Raw genomic sequence first — 17,715 nt, 5'->3', positions numbered from 1 at the left:
TATGACGGCTGATCTTTCGTCTCATGTGGATCGTCACAACGCCATGCATCACGCAATCCGTGAGCGTATTTGCCTGCTGATTTACGCCCCCGGCATGCATCTGTCCGAGACCGCTCTGGCCGATGAATTTGGCATAAGCCGCACCCCGATCCGGCGGGTGTTGGCCCGGCTTGAAGACGAAGGTTTGGTGCAATCCCAACATGGTATCGGCACCCTTGTCACCGATGCCGACATTCACGAACTGGCGCAGGTGTACCGGTTAAGGGTAGAATTGACCGAGCTTGTCGGACGTCTTGATCCAGTCCCGCCAAGCCCTGCGTTTATGAAAGATTTTCAAGCGTTTATCACGCGAGGAGAGACAATCATCCAATCGGGCACCGCCCATGATTTCACCCGGTTCGATATGGATGTGTTTCAAAGGCTGCTGGATTTGACCGCCAATGAACCTTTGCGCCAAACGCTGGAACGGCTGTATTTTCAGACCAAGCGTATCTGGCTCAAGGCTGCAATAGAAGCGCAGCTTGATCTGGACCAGGAGTTTCGGATTTTCCAGCACGAACTCGAAGCTGTCCACCTCGCCCTGCAATCTGGTGATCTTGAGGCAGCGGCCCAAATCCAACGTGCCCACATCTCCATGAGCTTCCAACGCCTGCAACAAGTCTCTTGATCCCGCAGGCCGCGTGTGTAGACTAATACACACGTTAGGAGCCCTCATGTCTCAAAGCAAACAACGCACCAATGTCTCTCTCTCCGCTGGCAATCTGGCGGCAGCCCGCGAGCTTGGCTTAAACGTTTCGGCCATATCCGACGCGGCTTTGGCCCATGCGGTGAAACAGGCTCAGGCCCAGAATTGGGCGCAAGAAAACCGCAGTGCCATTGCGGAACGCCAAGCGTGGATTGACGCAAATGGCCTGCCTCTCGCGGATGTTCAGCTGCTGCAAACCGACTGATGGCACAGTTTCATGTCTACAAGATTGGGCCAAACCGCTTGGTTCTTGATCTGCAATCCGACCTTATCGACATCGGGTCACGCGTGGTTGCGCCCCTGCTTCCCCAAGACGATGGCCCGCGCCGTCTGACCCGGCTTGAACCGGTTTTTGACATCGCGGGAACGGTCTTTGTCTTGCACACGGCCGAATTGGCCGCGATCCCTGCGCGCTTGCTTAAAGACCCGGCCATCGCCGATTTGACGGCCTTCGATTATGAGATTCGCAAGGCGCTGGACATGGTGTTTTCAGGGTTTTGACCTGCGCCTCACCCCGCACCCTCACCCGGTGCCCTCACCCAGCACCCCATGTATCGCCAAGCCGATAGCCCTCGGGCCAGGGGTCGCTTGGGTCCAGCATATGTTGATGCGTGCCCGTGACCCAGCCGCGGCCGCTGATCTGTGGGCGAATGGCGGGTCGGCCCGCCACGGTTGTCTCGCCCAAAATCGTGCCGATAAATTGCGAGCCAATGATAGATTGCGCCACAAGCCTCTGTCCAACCTGCATTTCCCCCCGGGCCGCCAGCACGGCCATGCGCGCTGAAACCGCCGTTCCGGTGGGCGAGCGATCCACCTTGCCGGGTTGAATGGCCACGGCGGACCGGGCAGAAAACCCGCCCTCGATGGCGCTCAACGCCCCGGCAAACAGGCAAAAGCTGATATGCGTCCAATCGGGGTTTTCCGGGTGGTGAAACCCCAGCTGTGCATTGGCGGCATTGGTGATTTGAACCCCGAGCCGCGCAATGTCTCCGGCCTCGGCCTCGTCAATATCAAAGCTCAATTCCGCCGCATCAACAATGACAAAACTGTCGCCGCCATAGGCCGTGTCGACGCGCAACTCGCCAATGCCCGGCACTTTGAGCATGACATCCAATTGCCCGGCAAAGCTCGGCAGGTTTTCAACACTGATCCGCTCTGCCTTGCCATCGCGGCATTCGGCCTGCACCTTGACCAATCCGCCGGGCGCCTCCAACACCAGATGTGTCACAGGCTCAACCATGGGAATAATTCCGCTATCAAGCAAAACCGTTGCCACACAGATCGAATTTGACCCCGACATTGGCGGCGTGTCTTCGGGCTCCATAATGATAAACGCGGCATCTGCCTCGGGGTGTTTGGGCGGCACCAGCAGGTTCACATGCCGAAACACACCCCCGCGGGGTTCGTTCAACATGAAGTTGCGCAAAACCCCGTCCTGCGCGATCCAGTTTCGTTGTGCCCACAGCGTGTCACCGGGTGGCGGGGCCACGCCGCCGACAATGACATCGCCAACTTCACCTTCCGCATGACAGGACACGACATGTATGGTTTTGCTTGACCGCATTCAGGCTCCTTTGGGCGCGCGGGATGGGGATGAGCGGCACCCCCGGCCCCGCCAAACCCCCAACCGCTACCCGCGTTTTTGAAAGAAGATCATCATAAGCGCGAGACAGCTTGAGCCGAGCATCAACAAAAGCGACACCGCATTCAACAGCGGCGTTGAACCTTCCTTCAAGCGATCAAACATCGCAATCGTCAGCGGCGCATCGGACCCGACCAACATCAGCGTGGTGTTGAAGTTCTCAAAACTCATCAGAAACGCCACCACAAAAGCGCCGATCATCGCCGGGGCCAGATAGGGCAAGGTCACGGTCGCAATCGCCGCCATTTTGCTGGCACCGAGGTTGAGCGCCGCTTCCTCCAGGGTGCGGTCAAATTTCTGCAACCGCGCCCCAATCACCAGTGTCGAGATGGTGGTGATAAAGGAAAACTGCCCCAAAATCACCAATGTCAGCCCCGGCCGCAGCGCCTCAAGATCCCAGCGAAACCCATCCCAAAGCCCATTTGCGACACGGCTTGAGGCCACCAAAATCGAAATGCCAAGCACGATTCCGGGGATCACCAGCGGCAGCAGCATCAGCACATAGAGCACCCCCTGCCCGCGAAATTTGTAGCGGTTGAACAAGAATGCGTTCGACAGGCCAACCGCCACCGACAGCACCGACACCCCCAGCGCCACAAACACAGAGGTGCCGATGGCGCGTAGGATGGAACGTTCATGAAACACCCCGATCATCGGGCGCTCAGAGCCGAAAAACCAGTTCCACGTAAAGCCTTCCCAAGGCAGCGACGGGAATTGGCTGTCGTTAAAGGCAAACGCCGCAACAACAACCAAAGGCAGCGCCAGAAAGACAAAGAACAGCGTCACATAAGCGCCATAGCTTATGGTCAAAAACCGCGATTTTGGGATTGATGGGATCATATCAGCGCTCCTTCTTACCCCATTGTCTTTTCAAGCGATTGCCCGGTCAGCCGCAGCATCCCCCAGACGATCAATGACGACAATATCAACAGCAAGAACCCAAAGGCCGCCCCCAGCTCCCAATTGAACCGCACGATAAATTGCGAATAGATCAGCTCGGTGAACCACAGGCTTTCTTTCCCGCCCAGCATCGTTGGGGTCAGGTAATTGCCAAGGCACAGCATAAACACCACGATACAGCCCGACACGATGCCCGGCATCGCATGCGGAATGATGATTTCGCGCAAAACACTAAGCCCGCTGCCGCCCAAATCATACCCCGCTTCGACCACGTCATCCGCCAGGCTTTCCAATGTGGTGACCAATGGCACCACCATGAACAGCATCGACGTATAGACCAGGCCGACCATAATCGCAGCGTCATTATACAGCATCTCAACCGGCCCCGAAACCAGCCCAACAGATTGCAGCACGTTGGAAATGATCCCGGTTTCGCGCAACAGGATCATCCAGCCAAAGGTCCGCACCAGTTCCGACACCCAGAACGGCACCAAACACAGCAAAAACAGCGCCGATTGCAGGCGCCCTTTGACCATTTTGGCGATGTAATAGCTCACTGGAAAGGCGATCAAAAGCGTCAGCAAAGTCGCCAGGATCGACATGACGGCGGTGCGCAGAAACGTCCACAGATACAGCGGTTCGTTAAAGAATGTCAGATAGTTGGCAAAGCTCAGCTCGTATTTGCCAACCCCGACCCGTTCGCGCAGCGACACCAAAAACAGGTCGATATGCGGAATGAAAATCAACAGCGACAGCCACAGCGCCAATGGCGTCAACAGCAATGCCAGCCCCAGTTTTGCTTCGCTGCGCATCTAGAGCCCCTCGCCCGCAAACACATTGGCCTGATCGCTGGCCCAGCCGATATGCACCGTGTCCCCCTTGGACAGGGACGCAAATTCGCCCGATTGCGGCAGGTTCACGGCCACCTCTTCATGCCCATCCGCCCCGCGCACCAACACCCGGCTGGCGGCGCCGTTAAACAAAAGCGAGGTCACTTGACCACTGATTTTGTTGTCAAAACTCGCGAGCTCATCCGCCGAATGGGCAATTCGGATCGCTTCGGGCCGCACAAAGGCCTGCGCAGCGTCGCCGGGCTGCAAGGCCCGTCCATGGGTTGCCCCGCGCAGAGTCATTCCGCTCTCGCTTTGCACCTCAACCGCATCACCCGCGATGCGTGTCACCCGGCCCTGCCAGCGATTGCTGTCGCCCACAAACCCGGCCACAAAGGCGGTGTCGGGGCGGTAATACAAATCGCGCGCCGTGCCGACCTGCTCAAAACGCCCGTCGTTCATAACGGCAATATTATCCGACATAACAAGGGCTTCGGATTGGTCATGGGTGATATAAACAAAGGTGGTATCAAAAGCGGCCTGTAGCGATTTCAGCTCAACTTTCATCCGCTCGCGCAGCTTAAGATCAAGCGCGCCCAGCGGTTCATCCAGCAACAAAACATCCGGCTCAAGCACCATGCAGCGCGCAATCGCGACCCGCTGTTTCTGGCCGCCCGACAGTTCATCAACCTTGCGTTTGCCAATGCCCGGCAGGCCAATCCGCTCAAGCGCTTCGCCAACTTTGGTGGTGATCTCGGCTTTGGGTAGCCCGGCCCGCCGCAAACCATATCCGATATTATCTTCGATATTCATCATTGGGAACAGCGCCAGGTGCTGAAACACCATATTCACGGGGCGCTTGTTTGGCGGCACGTTCAGAACCGATTTGCCCTTGATGTCGATCGCGCCGCTTGTCGGTTCGAGGAACCCGGCAATCATCCGCATAATCGTGGTCTTGCCGCAGCCCGATGGCCCCAAAATAGAAAAGAAAGACCCCGGCGGAACCGATAGCGATACATTGTCCACGGCGGTCGTGTCGCCGAATGTCTTGGTCAAATCCGTACAGTGCAAGTCGGGTGTCGCGGCAGAGGTCATGGGGGTCTTTCGTCAAATAAGTTGCGCCCGCCAAAATCGTGGCGGGCGCGTCATGTCAGAGTCAAATGGGCTTATTTGGCCGCTTTGACGCGATCCAAAACACCACCTTCGATGGCTTCCAGACCGGCAGGCACCGGTGGATACCACTTGATGTTGTCGATGGCTTCTTGTGGGAAGCTGGCCTGATAGCGCGCTTTGAGATCGGCAGAGGCAAACTCATCTGCGCCCATGGACGCGGTAAAGTTGCCGGCCGCGGCGGTGATCTTGGCCGAGATCTCAGGCTGCATCACAAAGTTGATCCAGGCATAGGCCGCCTCGTCTGCTTTGCCCTTGGCAGGCAGCACAAATGTATCAACCCAACCCAAAGCACCGGCTGCTGGCGCAACAAAGGTGATGTCAGGCTTGTCCGCATTCAGCTTCCATCCGCCGGTGTCCCACGCCATCGACGCCACAACCTCGCCCGAGCGCAGCAGACCCATCAGCTCATCGCCACCACCCCAATAGGTTTTGACGCCGGCTTTACATTCGATCAGCTTGGTTTCGACCTTGTTCATGATGTCGGTATAGGCCGCTTCGTCGCCATAGGCCGCGAACGGGTCAAGACCCATCGCAAAGGCAAAACCGATCAGCGTCGGGCGTTTCAGACGATAAGAGACTTTGCCCGCAACATCAGCGCTACAAAGATCGGTGTAATCCTTGACCATGGGCGCCATTTTGGTGTCGAGAACCAAACCGCTGGTGCCCCAAACATGTGGCACACCGTAAATGTCTTCGCCAACGGTGGTGTTGGCTTGGGTGGCCAGCATCAGCGACGGGATAAACAGATCGGCGTCGATCTTGGACAGATCCATTGGCTTATAGATGCCGAACTCTTCTTGCGGACCGGCGATCCGGTCTTGGCTCGGCTGGGCCAAGTCAAAGCCACCGCCGCCCGTGGCGCGCAGTTTGGCGATCATTTCTTCGTTGTTGGACTTGGTCACTTCAACCGTGTGACCGGTCTGTTCTTCGAACATTGCAACGACATCTTCGGGGGCGTAGCCGCCCCATGTCAAAAGCCGCAACGTATCAGCAGACGCCGCGCCAGCCGCAAGGGCGATGGCTGCAGCAGAAGACAGCATAACCACATGATGTTTCATAGAAGGTATCCCTGTTAAGAATATTTAGGTGATCTTAAGGCCCGCAGTGTGGTGGGATTTTATCTTTTGGTCAATTTGTTTCAGAGCGGTCATAAAAGTTTCAAATTTTACATTTTGGCGCGTTCTCTCCAAAATCCCCAATAAATTAAGGCGGATGAAAACCATGGCGCTGTCCCGGTGCCAGGTTTGGTTTGGCGGCGGTTTTGACCTTGGGCATAGGTGTCAAATCGGGACCTGCGCCGCTTTGGGTGATTCGTCCGGGTGTGATCTGCGAAGACGGCGGTGAAAAACCCGACCCGTAGAAAACCAGCCTGCGGACGCGCGGCCTCCCCGCCCCCTGTGGAAAACCTCTTGCAAGAATCGCAAAATTGCGCGACTTATTTACGGAGAAAAGTGAATAAAACGCCAAGCAGCGTAACTATGACGTGGTTAGCTCGGGGGAAACCCTACAGATATGCCACTCTCGATGCGCCGTGCGGCTCCAAACGAGACCCCATAAAAACCGGGGCAAGATGGTGGGCAGATGAAGGACGAAACCCGTCGCATAGATACCCTTGTTGGGGATCATGCGCAAAAACTATCCGAACGCTTACAGGCGCATCGGGCACAATTGTTTCCCCCAAATGCGCAGCGCACCCTGCGGACTTTCACCTCTGGTGAAGTCGCGACGCTGCTCGGGGTCAAAGATGCCTATTTGCGCAAATTACATCTCGAAGGGCGCGGGCCCCAGCCCGAAATCCGCGCGGGCGGGCGGCGCTATTACACCCCCGACGACATTCAATCCCTGCGCGTTTTGCTGGAACAAGGCGCCAAATCGCCCGGCACCTACCTGCCAGGGCGTCGCGATGGCGACAAGCTTCAGGTCATCACCGTCATCAATTTCAAAGGCGGTTCGGGCAAGACCACAACCTCGGCCCACCTGGCCCAAAAACTGGCGCTTGATGGCTATCGCGTCTTGGCCATCGACCTCGATCCGCAGGCCAGCTTTTCGGCTTTGCACGGGTTTCAGCCCGAATTTGACCTCGTTGATGGCGGGACGCTCTATGATGCGATCCGCTATGATGATCCCCTGCCGATGCGTGACATCATCCAGAAAACCTATTTCACCAATCTCGACATTGTCCCCGGCAATCTCGATCTGATGGAATTCGAACACGAAACCCCGCGCGCCATAGTCACCCATCAGGGCAACCTGTTCTTCACGCGGGTCGGCGAAGCGCTGGCCACGGTCGAAGACGAATATGACGTTGTCGTCATGGATTGCCCGCCGCAATTGGGTTTTCTCACCATGTCCGCCCTATCGGCCGCGACCGCCGTTTTGGTCACGGTGCACCCGCAGATGCTCGACGTGATGTCGATGTGTCAGTTCCTCTTGATGACCTCCAATTTGCTGGGTGTCGTTGCCGAGGCCGGGGGGGATATGTCCTATGATTGGCTGCGCTATGTGGTCACCCGTTATGAGCCGGGGGATGGCCCGCAAAACCAAATGGTCTCCTTCATGCGCTCGATGTTTGGCGACCATGTCCTGAACAATACCGTGTTGAAATCAACAGCAATTTCTGACGCGGGCATCACAAAACAAACTCTGTATGAGGTTGAAAAGTCGCAATTCACCCGCACAACATATGAGCGCGCGATTGAATCGATCAATGCGGTGAACGACGAAATCACCGGTCTCATGCAACAGTCATGGGGGCGCTAGAATGGCACGTAAAAATCTCCTTCAGGGCTTGATGGATGAGGCCGCCAAGACGGACACCCAAGCCGGGACAGCCCCGGAAAACGCGCCCTCTCCTGCCGCTTCCAAGGCGGCTCAGCCTAACAAGGACAGTGATCAGTTTGATCCCGCCCGTCCTCGTCGCTCGACCGGGGCGATTGGTGCCGTGAGCCAGTCAATTGCCCAGCTCAAAAGCCGTTCGGTGATCGAAATTGACCCGTTCGACATCAAAGATGGTGGCCTGCAAGATCGTCTTGAACACCAAGATGATGAGCATCAGGCCCTGATGGAGAGCATGAGGGAATACGGCCAGCAAGTGCCGGTTCTCGTCCGCCCGCATCCCGAAAATGAGAATTCCTACCAGATCGTATATGGCCGTCGCCGGGTTCTTGCCCTGCGCGATTTGGGCCTACCGGTCAAAGCTTTGGTGCGCGATCTCGATGACGATGCCTTGGTTATGGCTCAGGGTCAGGAGAACTCGGCGCGCCGGGATCTGACCTTTATCGAAAAGTGCAACTTTGCCTATCAGATGCGGGAAGGCGGCTATAAACGCAAGGTGATTTGCGACGCGCTTTCAATAGACAAGACTTTGATTTCACGTATGTTTTCCATTGTGGACCGGGTCGGCTTGGATGTGATCCAGGCGGTTGGCTCTGCCCCCGGCATTGGCCGCGATCGTTGGGCGGTTTTGGCCGATCAGATGGAAGAAATCTTTATCGAACCGACGCAAGTCGCGGGGGCAGTGGTCTCTCTTGCTGGGGGGCGTCCCTCGGCCGAACGGTTTGAAGCGGCGCTCAAGGCCTGCGGTGTCGGCGCTGCGCAAGAGGCGAAAAAGCCCCCTGCCCCGCGTGGACGCACCACCCATATCACAAGCGCCCATGGCTTTGAGATTGGCAAAGTCTTGCACAAGGAATCTGAGGTGGTTGTGACCCTGCCCCGCACCGGAGAGGACAAGTTCGGTGATTGGTTGGCGGATCATCTCGAAGAGATCTACCGCGACTGGGTCAGCCAGGTTGCGGAAGATGAAGCCGACTAAAGAACGGCTAAGACAATGAGCAGAAACAACAAAATCAGGAGGCACATCTAGCGCCAAAAAGAAAGAGCCCCCCAGGAAGCAAATCCCAGAAGGCCCATTCGTTCTCTAGACAATTACGAATCTAGGTCTTTCTCTGTACGGCTGTCAACTGCCGAACGCCTCTGGGCGGCCAGATTTTTGCGCTTTGTGAAAATTTATGACCTATCATGCAACGACGCCTTTCGGGCAGCGGTCGGTAACTGCTGGCCTGCTGAAATCGGCCAAGGCCGCGCGCGGCTCTGCGCCCATTCCCAAAGTCGATAAATGGGAGCTGTTCCGCCAGCTCTGCACCGGTCGTTTGGCCTTTGGTGTCACCGATCGGGATCTGACGGTGTTGAATGCCCTGCTCAGTTTTCTGCCCGAGAAGACATTGCAAGACGCGGCACAAACCACCGTGTTTCCCTCAAATCGCGCCCTTGGCGAGCGCGCCCATGGCATGGCCGAAAGCACGTTGCGCCGGCATCTTGGGGCTTTGGTCAAAGCTGGGCTGATCACCCGTCAGGATAGCCCGAACGGCAAACGATATGTGCGCCGTGATCGCTCTGGCGACATCACCCAAGCCTTTGGGTTTGATCTGCGCCCCCTGCTCGTCCATGCCCGCGCTATCAGCGAAGCCGCGCGCGCCGCCGAGGATGCCACCGCCCGTCGCAAAGAGCTGCGCGAGATGATGATCCTCAAGAAGCGCGATGCGTTTAAGCTTTCTGAATTTGGATGTGCTGAGGGGATCGCGGCGAATTGGGATGAGATCTTCGACACGCTTGCCCTGCTTCAGCGCAAGTCGCGGCGGAAACTTGACATTGACGGGTTGCAGGCTTTGCATGATGATGTGGATAAGCTGCTGAACAAGGTGCAGAATATCCTCTTGGAAACAGAAGAAATGAGCGGCACTCACAGCCGTTCTGAGCGGCACTTACAGAATTCAAAACCTGATACTCTTGAATCTGAACATTGCTTAGAAAAAAGCAAGGCATCGCCCGAGCGCCCCATTCAGCAACCCTCAACTTCTGCTCAGGACACGATCCGTGCCAAGCCTGAGATCAAAATCCCCCTGGCTTTGGTTTTGAAAGCCTGCCCGGATTTGGAACCCTATTCCCGTGATCCCATTCGACAATGGAGCGGGTTATATGATGCGGCTCAGCTCGTGCGCGGCATGATGGGCATTAGCCGGTCCGCCTGGGATGAAGCCACGGCGGCGATGGGGCCGGAATGTGCGTCTGCGGTTGTTGCAGGCATGTTGCAACGGGTGGATGAGATCAATAACCCCGGCGGCTATTTGCGGAGTCTGACTCACAAAGCGCAGCTCGGTAAGTTTTCACCTGGCCCGATGATCATGTCATTGCTCAACCGTGGCGAGGCGCAAAAAAGTTGACAGCTGTCAACTTTTTGAGCGTTAGCGCCGTTTTTGGGAAAAGTTGACAGCTGTCAACTTTTTGAGGCTCTCAGAAAATGATGGCTAAACACCAGCACGGCGAAATTGGTTCTAGGCGTGTTTGGTGATGCACATAGCTTCGAAGTTTGGTATACCATTTCGAGGCGGTGCTATTGAGAGGCGGAAAGCCATACAGATAGTTACTGGGGACAAGACGCAGTTTCGATAGAAATCACGAAATTGCAGGGGGATAAAGTGGGGGCAAATCATGCGCATTCTTCCAACTAATGGGCCATTATTAGGGCGTGTCTGGAGCCCTGATGCAGGCGGGCCGCTGGTTGTCACCTGTCGAGACGGTGACCTTTGGGACATCACCAGCAAGGCTGCGCCTACGGTGCGCGACATTTGTGAAATGGCCGATCCTTTGGGATATGTGGCATCAGCTCCGGGGGTTGCGCTTGGCGATGCCACTGAAATTGCAGAGCGGACACCCGATTTGGACGCCGTGCATTTTTTGGCTCCTTGCGATTTGCAAGCCATCAAGGCTTGCGGCGTTACCTTTGCAGGGTCGATGGTTGAGCGGGTCATCGAAGAGCAAGCGGCCGGTGACCCGGCCAAAGCACAAGACATTCGCGCGCGGATTGGGGCCCGGATCGGGGCCAGCCTGTCCAATATCGTGCCAGGGTCAGCTGAGGCGCGGGACGTCAAAACCGCGCTGATCGAAGAAGGCCTGTGGAGCCAGTATTTGGAAGTGGGAATCGGCCCGGATGCTGAGGTGTTTTCAAAAGCGCAGACGCTGTCTGCGATGGGGCCGGGGGCGCAGGTCGGGTTGCACCCGATGTCGAGCTGGAACAACCCGGAGCCTGAGGTGGTTTTGGCCGTTGCGAGCACCGGGCGAATTGTTGGTGCAACACTAGGCAATGATGTGAATTTGCGCGATGTCGAAGGGCGTTCGGCATTGTTGTTGTCAAAGGCAAAGGATAACAATGCGTCGGCGGCGATTGGTCCGATGATCCGTCTGTTCGACGATCATTTTGGGCTAGACGATGTCCGCGCCGCTGAACTGTCGCTGACGGTGACGGGGCAGGATGGTTTCGTGATGAAGGGGTTTTCTTCGATGGCTGAGATCAGTCGCGACCCAGAAGATCTGGTGCGCCAAACTGTGGGCCGTCATCATCAGTACCCGGATGGGTTTATGTTGTACCTGGGGACGTTGTTTGCCCCGACTCAAGATCGTGACACGCCCGGCGGTGGGTTTACCCATAAGGTCGGTGATGTCGTAGAAATTTCATCTGCCCATTTGGGCCGACTCGAAAACACGGTGATGTTGTCAACCGAATGCCCGGAATGGCAGTTTGGTGTCAGCCATCTGATGCGCAATCTCGCAGCCCGTGGGCTGCTTTAATCTAAGGATACTTCAATGCTTAAGGGCACTCACTTGATCGCCGGTGAATGGGTCGGCAACACGGACAGTTTTGCCAATGAGCCTGTGACTGGCGAGGCAGATCGCTTTGCTGCAGGTACGCCTGATCTGGTCGATCAGGCCTGTCAGGCAGCCGAGGAAGCGTTTTGGTCTTATGGCTATACGACACGTGCCGAGCGCGCGGCGTTTCTTCGTACGATCGCCGATGAAATCGAGGCGCGCGGCGCGGATTTGACCGCCTATGGCTGTAAGGAAACCGGGTTGCCGGAGGCGCGTTTGAACGGTGAGCGCGGACGCACCACCGGGCAGTTGCGCCTGTTTGCCGAGCACATCGAAGCCGGTGATTATCTTGATCGGCGCCATGACAAAGCGCTGCCTGATCGTGCGCCACTGCCGCGCCCGGACATCCAGATGGTGCAACGCCCCATTGGGCCGGTTGCCGTGTTTGGCGCATCGAATTTCCCACTGGCCTTTTCAACGGCAGGGGGGGATACGGCGTCGGCATTGGCGGCGGGCTGTCCGGTGGTTGTCAAAGGTCATCAGGCGCATCCGGCAACGGCCGAGATTGTTGCGCAAGCCATTGATTATGCTGTAAAAAAATGCAATCTACATCCCGGTGTCTTTAGCCTGATCCAAGACGGAGGCATTCCTGTCGGACAGGCGTTGGTTCAGCATCCTGTGATCAAGGCGGTTGGTTTTACCGGCGGTTTGCGCGGCGGACGTGCGCTGTTTGACCTATGTGCACAGCGCCCTGAGCCGATCCCGTTTTTCGGTGAGCTTGGTTCGGTCAATCCGATGTTCCTGCTTGACGACGCTCTGGCCGCGCGCGGCACGGATATTGCCAGCGGATGGGCCGGGTCGTTGACCATGGGGGCAGGGCAGTTCTGCACCAATCCGGGCATTGCTGTGGTCAAGGCAGGCGAGGCGGCCGACGCCTTTGTTGCCGCTTCCCGAGAGGCGCTGAGCGGCGCAGGTGAGCAGACCATGCTGACCTCGGGGATTGCATCGGCCTATGATGCGGGGCAAGCGCGGTTTGATGCGGCTGAGGCGGTGACATCTCTGGTGACGTCACCGGCAGCGCCACGCAGCGCCGGGCCGAACCTGTTTTCGGTATCTGCCCAAGCCTTTTTGGCCGATGAGGCGTTGGCCGAAGAGGTGTTTGGCCCGCTTGGGTTGGTTGTGATTGCTCAGGATGATGCCGAGGTGATGGCCGTGGCCAAGTCGCTGGAGGGGCAGTTGACCTGTACCTTGCAGATGGATGACGGTGATCTGGATGCGGCCAAGACCCTTTTGCCGGTGCTGGAGCGCAAAGCCGGGCGGCTGTTGGTCAACGGTTTCCCAACGGGCGTTGAGGTGAGCGAGGCCATGGTGCATGGCGGACCTTACCCGGCGTCGACCAATTTCGGTGCGACCTCGGTCGGGACATTGGCGATCCGTCGGTTCTTGCGTCCGGTGAGCTATCAGAATTTCCCGGAAGCTTTGCTGTCGCTTGACAAGTAAGCCTGTCAAAAGAATGGCCCGCCGGGACTCGGACACGAGTTTGGCGGGCCATTTGTTTTAGAGGGATGCGGCGAGCAGTTGTTGCGAATAGGCATGCTGGGCCTGATTGGAGCGCAGCGCGTCGGTGCTCATAACCTCGACAATTTCACCATTGCGCATCACCGCAAGCCGGTCACACATGTGGCCGACCACGGACAGGTCATGCGAGACCATCAGATAGGTGAGCCCATGTTCTGAGCGCAGATCGGTGAGCAGGTTGAGGATTTCGGCCTGAACCGAGACATCAAGCGCCGAGGTCGGCTCATCCAGCAACAAGAGCGTTGGTTCCGGGGCGAGGGCGCGGGCGATTGCGACGCGCTGGCGCTGCCCCCCAGAGAGCTGATGCGGATAGCGGAAGCGGAACTTTTGCCCCAAACCGACGTCGTCCAGCAGGGTCGCAACCCGTTTGTCGATGTCTGAGAACCCATGCAGCTGGAGCGTTTCGCCAAGCACCTGATCGACGGAATGACGCGGATGGAGCGAGGCATAGGGATCTTGGAACACCATTTGAACGGTCTTGAAAAAGCTCTTGGCGCGTTTGTGTCCGATGGGGGTGCCTGCGACAGAGATGTTGCCCGACCAGGTCGGGGCGAGGCCGGTGATGGCGCGCAGGATCGTTGATTTGCCCGAGCCGCTTTCGCCGACAAGGCCAAAGCTTTCGCCCTTGGCGACGGAAAAGGACGCGCTTTTGACAGCATCGACGCGGTCGCGTGCGGTGCCAAACCAAACGTTGAGAGTGTTAATGTCGAGCATTGTCATATCCGGCCACTCACGCTTGGGGCGGCTGCCCAATCGGGGTCACGTTGCAACACGTCAAGCCGATCACAGGGGGCGTCGAGCCGGGGCAGGGAGCCAAGCAAGCCGCGGGTGTAGGGGTGTTTGGCCTCGTGCAATTTGTCGGCCTCACAGACCTCTACAATGCGGCCCGCATACATGATCAACACCCGGTCACAAAAGTCAGCGACAAGGTTGAGGTCATGGCTGATAAAGATCAGGCCCATGCCGCGTTCTTTTACGAGTTTATCCATGATATCAAGAACTTGCCTTTGAACAGACACATCAAGTGCTGAGGTTGGTTCATCAGCAATCAGGATTTCTGGGCTGGGGATCAGCATCATTGCGATCATGATCCGCTGCCCCATGCCGCCCGACATTTCATGCGGATAGGCGCGCATGACCCGCTCGGGATCGCGGATTGAGACCGCCTCGAGCATTTCGAGTGATTTAAGGTAGGCTTCAGATTTTGAGGTTTTGTTGTGCAGGCGATAGGCTTCGATGATTTGATCGCCGATTGTGGTGACGGGATTGAGCGAAAACTTGGGGTCTTGCATGACCATGGAAATACGTTGGCCACGCACGGCGCGCATGGCCTTTTCGGATTTTTCTAACAGGTTTTCACCATGCAGGTTGATGTGCTCGGCCTCAACGATACCGGGCGGGCGGATCAGCCGCAAAATGGCCCGGCCGGTCATGGATTTGCCCGAGCCGCTTTCGCCAACAATGCCAAGCCGTTCGCGCCCCAGCGTAAAAGAGACACCGCGCACCGCGTCAAACACGCCCTGACGGGATGGGAATTTCACCCAGAGATCTTTGATATCAAGTAGGGTTTCCATCATTCGCCCGCCTTTGGATCAAGCACATCGCGCAGCCCGTCACCGAGCAGGTTAAAGGCCAGCGACACGGTAAAGATCGCCAATCCCGGCACGGTGGCCACCCACCAGTGATCAAGGATAAACCGCCGTCCTTCGGAGATCATCGCGCCCCATTCCGGGCTGGGGGGTTGCGCACCCAGGCCAAGGAAGCCAAGCCCCGCAGCGGCCAGAATGATGCCGGCCATATCCAGAGTGACCCGAACAATCAGCGAAGAAATGCACAGCGGCCAGATATGCTTGGTGATGATCCGAAGCGCGCCAGCGCCCTGCAGTTTGATCGCCGAGATATAGTCTGAGGAGCGAATGGTCAGGGTCTCGGCCCGCGCGATCCGGGCGTAGGGCGGCCAGGCGGTGAGCGAAATCGCCAGCACAGCGTTTTCGATGCCAGCCCCCAATGCCGCAACAAAAGCCAGCGCCAGAACGAGGCGTGGAAAGGCCAGAAAGATGTCGGTGATCCGCATCAGGACAACGTCTGTCCAGCCGCCGAGATAGCCGGAGACGGTGCCAACCAAGAGCCCGACAATCGGAGCGATCAACGCCACAAGACCAACGATATAGAGCGTAATCCGCGCCCCATAGATAAGCCGCGAGAGAATATCGCGGCCCAGGCTGTCGGTGCCAAAGATATGGCCCGGCGTCCAAAGCGGGGCCAGACGATTGCCAAGGTCTTGGACAAAGGGATCATGCGGGGCAAGGAGCGGCGCGGCGGCGGCGGTCAGCACCAGCAGCATCAAAATGCCAAGACCGATCATGGCCATCGTGTTGGACCGAAAACTCAGCCAGCCTTGATAGAAGGAGGACAGCCGGGCGTGACGGCGCGAGGTGGGCGTATCGGTCAATAGCCACGCGCGCAGAGTTTGTGTTTCAGACATAGGGGTGCCCTTATTTCGCACGTGGATCAAAGACTTTGTAGAGCAAGTCAGAGAAGATATTGAGCAGGATGAAGATCAGACCCACCACCACAGTGCCGCCCAAAACGGCATTCATATCCGCGCTGAGCAGGGCGGTGGTGATATAGCTGCCGATCCCCGGCCAGCTAAAGATGATCTCGGTCAGGACCGACCCTTCGAGCAAACCGGCATAAGACAAGGCAATGACGGTGATGAGCTGAACGCGGATGTTTTTAAACGCGTGTTTCCACACCACATTCCATTCCGACATGCCCTTGACCCGTGCCGTGGTGATATATTCGGCGCTGAGCTGTTCGAGCATAAACGACCGGGTCATTCGGCTGATGTAAGCGAGTGAGTAATAGCCCAGAAGCGAGGCGGGCAGGATGATGTGACTAAAGGCGTCTTTGAACACGTCCCAATTGCCATCAAGCGCGGCGTCGATCAGGATCATGCCGGTCACCGAGGGCACAACGTCGACATAGAAAATACCAACACGACCGGGGCCACCGACCCAGCCCAAGATGCCATAAAACACCAAAAGCCCCATCAGCCCGAGCCAGAAAATCGGCATGGAATAGCCAACAAGGGCCAGCACGCGGGCGATTTGGTCGATCCAGGAGCCTTTGCGAACAGCAGCGAGGACACCAAGCGGCACGCCAAGGACAACGCCGATGAGAATGCCGAGCGTCGCAAGCTCCATCGTGGCAGGAAAGACGCGGGCGATGTCTTCGGAGACAGGGCGCGCATTGAGCAACGAGGTGCCAAAATCAAGATGCAGCACATCCCACAGGTAATAGAGGAATTGCACCAACAGCGGTTTATCAAGGCCAAGCTGTAGAAAAACAGCGTCATAGGTTTCTTGGGACGCCCGTTCGCCAACGATGGCCAGCACGGGGTCGATCGGCATGACGCGACCGATGATAAAGGTGATAAAGAGCAACCCCAATAGCGTGACTGAGATCGATCCAAGCGTGAGCAAAGTGGTCTTTAGCCACTGCGGAAGAGGCACCCGAGGGTGCCTCTCACGATTGTCATCTGTCAGGGCCATTTACTTGGTGACCTGCCAATAAGCGGCAGAAGTCACAGCCTGACCGGTCGAGAAGTTCATGACATTGTCACGCATCGCCGACTGTTCAATCTGTTGGAACATAACAACAAATGGGGATTTGTCGCGGAACTCAGACTGAATTTCGTGATACATTTTTACACGCATCTCTTTGTCGCCTTCGGTCACAGCCGCAGCAACTTTGTCGGTCAGATCTTCTGGATCCCAACCGGTGCGCCATGCGAGCAAACCGGTCGCATTGGCCGCGTCGGAGTTGTCGGGGTTAAAGGCAAATGTCCCGGCATTGGTCTGGGGATCAGGATAGTCTGGCCCCCAGGCACCGAGGTATACGTCAAGCTCGCGGGCACGATAGCGCGCCAGAATTTGCTTGGCGGTGCCAACGGTGATGTTGACCTTGATCCCGGCCTGGGCCGCGGCGTTTTGGAAGGACTGACCGATTTCCATGCGCTCTTGAGCTTCGCGCACACCGATTTCGATTTCCAGATCCTTGACACCGGCAGCGTCGAGCAGGGCTTTGGCTTTCTCAATGTCATAGGTGAAAGGAGCTTCGTCCGAGGCACCAAGATAGGTGGCGGGCAGGAAGTTCTGGTGAATGGTGTACTGACCCTTGAGGAAGCTGTCGCGCATGCCTTC

Annotated in this window: 18 protein-coding genes; 8 read left to right on the top strand and 10 right to left on the bottom strand. The window is 57.2% G+C overall.

Annotated elements, in window-relative coordinates; genetic code table 11:
• The first annotated feature begins 1 nt into the window (after window position 1).
• The 3 genes from ACRBB0_RS21885 to ACRBB0_RS21875 are packed head-to-tail and all read left to right on the top strand — an operon-like array spanning window position 2 to window position 1,246.
• The gene (locus ACRBB0_RS21885) at window positions 2–667 is read left to right on the top strand and encodes a GntR family transcriptional regulator (protein ID WP_431376597.1); all 666 of its coding nucleotides are present in this window, start codon (window positions 2–4) and stop codon (window positions 665–667) included.
• Window positions 668–713: 46 nt separating this feature from the next.
• Window positions 714–950 (top strand): type II toxin-antitoxin system CcdA family antitoxin, encoded by a 237-nt coding sequence (locus ACRBB0_RS21880; protein WP_431376596.1) that lies wholly within the window; start codon window positions 714–716, stop codon window positions 948–950.
• Entirely contained in the window at window positions 950–1,246 is a 297-nt protein-coding gene (locus ACRBB0_RS21875) for a CcdB family protein (protein ID WP_431376595.1), read from the top strand. The genes ACRBB0_RS21880 and ACRBB0_RS21875 overlap by 1 nt, the downstream gene beginning before the upstream one ends.
• A 34-nt stretch (window positions 1,247–1,280) precedes the next feature.
• On the opposite strand, the gene ACRBB0_RS21870 is transcribed toward ACRBB0_RS21875, so the two are convergent.
• The 5 genes from ACRBB0_RS21870 to ACRBB0_RS21850 all read right to left on the bottom strand — a co-directional run bounded on the left by ACRBB0_RS21870 (window position 1,281) and on the right by ACRBB0_RS21850 (window position 6,348).
• Window positions 1,281–2,309: a trans-3-hydroxy-L-proline dehydratase gene (locus tag ACRBB0_RS21870; RefSeq protein WP_431376594.1), complete on the bottom strand. Its 1,029-nt coding sequence runs from the start codon at window positions 2,307–2,309 to the stop codon at window positions 1,281–1,283.
• A gap of 66 nt (window positions 2,310–2,375) precedes the next feature.
• Complete coding sequence (locus tag ACRBB0_RS21865; protein ID WP_431376593.1) at window positions 2,376–3,227, bottom strand: ABC transporter permease; 852 nt, start codon at window positions 3,225–3,227, stop codon at window positions 2,376–2,378.
• Between the two features lie 14 nt (window positions 3,228–3,241).
• The gene (locus ACRBB0_RS21860) at window positions 3,242–4,099 is read right to left on the bottom strand and encodes an ABC transporter permease (protein WP_431376592.1); all 858 of its coding nucleotides are present in this window, start codon (window positions 4,097–4,099) and stop codon (window positions 3,242–3,244) included.
• Window positions 4,100–5,212 (bottom strand): ABC transporter ATP-binding protein, encoded by a 1,113-nt coding sequence (locus ACRBB0_RS21855; RefSeq protein ID WP_431376591.1) that lies wholly within the window; start codon window positions 5,210–5,212, stop codon window positions 4,100–4,102.
• A 71-nt stretch (window positions 5,213–5,283) separates the two neighbouring features.
• Window positions 5,284–6,348, bottom strand: a complete 1,065-nt coding sequence (locus tag ACRBB0_RS21850; protein ID WP_431376590.1) for an extracellular solute-binding protein — start codon at window positions 6,346–6,348, stop codon at window positions 5,284–5,286.
• Window positions 6,349–6,871: 523 nt separating this feature from the next.
• Between ACRBB0_RS21850 and repA the strand changes: the two genes are divergently transcribed.
• The 5 genes from repA (at window position 6,872) to ACRBB0_RS21825 (ending at window position 13,432) form a co-directional block, all read left to right on the top strand.
• On the top strand, window positions 6,872–8,050 hold the full coding sequence (gene repA / locus ACRBB0_RS21845) for a plasmid partitioning protein RepA (protein ID WP_431376589.1): 1,179 nt from the start codon (window positions 6,872–6,874) through the stop codon (window positions 8,048–8,050).
• A gap of 1 nt (window position 8,051) precedes the next feature.
• Complete coding sequence (gene repB, locus ACRBB0_RS21840; protein WP_431376588.1) at window positions 8,052–9,101, top strand: plasmid partitioning protein RepB; 1,050 nt, start codon at window positions 8,052–8,054, stop codon at window positions 9,099–9,101.
• Between the two features lie 196 nt (window positions 9,102–9,297).
• Window positions 9,298–10,509, top strand: coding sequence for a plasmid replication protein RepC (repC, locus tag ACRBB0_RS21835; protein ID WP_431376587.1), 1,212 nt, complete (start codon window positions 9,298–9,300; stop codon window positions 10,507–10,509).
• A 268-nt stretch (window positions 10,510–10,777) separates the two neighbouring features.
• Window positions 10,778–11,914 (top strand): fumarylacetoacetate hydrolase family protein, encoded by a 1,137-nt coding sequence (locus tag ACRBB0_RS21830; RefSeq protein WP_431376586.1) that lies wholly within the window; start codon window positions 10,778–10,780, stop codon window positions 11,912–11,914.
• A gap of 15 nt (window positions 11,915–11,929) precedes the next feature.
• On the top strand, window positions 11,930–13,432 hold the full coding sequence (locus ACRBB0_RS21825) for an aldehyde dehydrogenase (NADP(+)) (protein WP_431376585.1): 1,503 nt from the start codon (window positions 11,930–11,932) through the stop codon (window positions 13,430–13,432).
• Window positions 13,433–13,489: 57 nt separating this feature from the next.
• On the opposite strand, the gene ACRBB0_RS21820 is transcribed toward ACRBB0_RS21825, so the two are convergent.
• The 5 genes from ACRBB0_RS21820 to ACRBB0_RS21800 form a co-directional block, all read right to left on the bottom strand.
• Window positions 13,490–14,230: an ABC transporter ATP-binding protein gene (locus ACRBB0_RS21820; protein WP_431376584.1), complete on the bottom strand. Its 741-nt coding sequence runs from the start codon at window positions 14,228–14,230 to the stop codon at window positions 13,490–13,492.
• A complete protein-coding gene (locus tag ACRBB0_RS21815) occupies window positions 14,227–15,084 on the bottom strand; it encodes an ABC transporter ATP-binding protein (protein ID WP_431376652.1) in 858 nt (285 codons plus the stop codon). Before ACRBB0_RS21815 ends, ACRBB0_RS21820 begins: the two co-directional genes overlap by 4 nt.
• Complete coding sequence (locus tag ACRBB0_RS21810) at window positions 15,084–15,995, bottom strand: ABC transporter permease (protein ID WP_431376583.1); 912 nt, start codon at window positions 15,993–15,995, stop codon at window positions 15,084–15,086. Before ACRBB0_RS21810 ends, ACRBB0_RS21815 begins: the two co-directional genes overlap by 1 nt.
• A gap of 10 nt (window positions 15,996–16,005) precedes the next feature.
• Window positions 16,006–17,064 carry an ABC transporter permease gene (locus tag ACRBB0_RS21805; protein WP_431376582.1) on the bottom strand — a complete coding sequence of 353 codons (1,059 nt, stop codon included), beginning with the start codon at window positions 17,062–17,064 and terminating at the stop codon, window positions 16,006–16,008.
• Window positions 17,065–17,715 (bottom strand): ABC transporter substrate-binding protein (locus ACRBB0_RS21800; RefSeq protein ID WP_431376581.1); only part of this gene is annotated, 651 nt, incomplete at its 5' end. It lies immediately after the preceding gene.

The organism is Pelagimonas sp. (genome assembly GCF_050633425.1).
Taxonomy (GTDB): Bacteria; Pseudomonadota; Alphaproteobacteria; order Rhodobacterales; family Rhodobacteraceae; genus Pelagimonas.
Note: the sequence above shows the minus strand (reverse complement) of the source record. Positions and strands in the feature narration are given on the sequence as shown.

Bases quoted from the DNA above. Each gene is read 5' to 3' on its own strand.
- ACRBB0_RS21885 (WP_431376597.1), top strand. From the start codon at position 2: ATGACGGCTGATCTTTCGTCTCATGTGGATCGTCACAACGCCATGCAT.
- ACRBB0_RS21880 (WP_431376596.1), top strand. From the start codon at position 714: ATGTCTCAAAGCAAACAACGCACCAATGTCTCTCTCTCCGCTGGCAAT.
- ACRBB0_RS21875 (WP_431376595.1), top strand. From the start codon at position 950: ATGGCACAGTTTCATGTCTACAAGATTGGGCCAAACCGCTTGGTTCTT.
- ACRBB0_RS21870 (WP_431376594.1), bottom strand. From the start codon at position 2,309: ATGCGGTCAAGCAAAACCATACATGTCGTGTCCTGTCATGCGGAAGGT.
- ACRBB0_RS21865 (WP_431376593.1), bottom strand. From the start codon at position 3,227: ATGATCCCATCAATCCCAAAATCGCGGTTTTTGACCATAAGCTATGGC.
- ACRBB0_RS21860 (WP_431376592.1), bottom strand. From the start codon at position 4,099: ATGCGCAGCGAAGCAAAACTGGGGCTGGCATTGCTGTTGACGCCATTG.
- ACRBB0_RS21855 (WP_431376591.1), bottom strand. From the start codon at position 5,212: ATGACCTCTGCCGCGACACCCGACTTGCACTGTACGGATTTGACCAAG.
- ACRBB0_RS21850 (WP_431376590.1), bottom strand. From the start codon at position 6,348: ATGAAACATCATGTGGTTATGCTGTCTTCTGCTGCAGCCATCGCCCTT.
- repA (WP_431376589.1), top strand. From the start codon at position 6,872: ATGAAGGACGAAACCCGTCGCATAGATACCCTTGTTGGGGATCATGCG.
- repB (WP_431376588.1), top strand. From the start codon at position 8,052: ATGGCACGTAAAAATCTCCTTCAGGGCTTGATGGATGAGGCCGCCAAG.
- repC (WP_431376587.1), top strand. From the start codon at position 9,298: ATGACCTATCATGCAACGACGCCTTTCGGGCAGCGGTCGGTAACTGCT.
- ACRBB0_RS21830 (WP_431376586.1), top strand. From the start codon at position 10,778: ATGCGCATTCTTCCAACTAATGGGCCATTATTAGGGCGTGTCTGGAGC.
- ACRBB0_RS21825 (WP_431376585.1), top strand. From the start codon at position 11,930: ATGCTTAAGGGCACTCACTTGATCGCCGGTGAATGGGTCGGCAACACG.
- ACRBB0_RS21820 (WP_431376584.1), bottom strand. From the start codon at position 14,230: ATGACAATGCTCGACATTAACACTCTCAACGTTTGGTTTGGCACCGCA.
- ACRBB0_RS21815 (WP_431376652.1), bottom strand. From the start codon at position 15,084: ATGGAAACCCTACTTGATATCAAAGATCTCTGGGTGAAATTCCCATCC.
- ACRBB0_RS21810 (WP_431376583.1), bottom strand. From the start codon at position 15,995: ATGTCTGAAACACAAACTCTGCGCGCGTGGCTATTGACCGATACGCCC.
- ACRBB0_RS21805 (WP_431376582.1), bottom strand. From the start codon at position 17,064: ATGGCCCTGACAGATGACAATCGTGAGAGGCACCCTCGGGTGCCTCTT.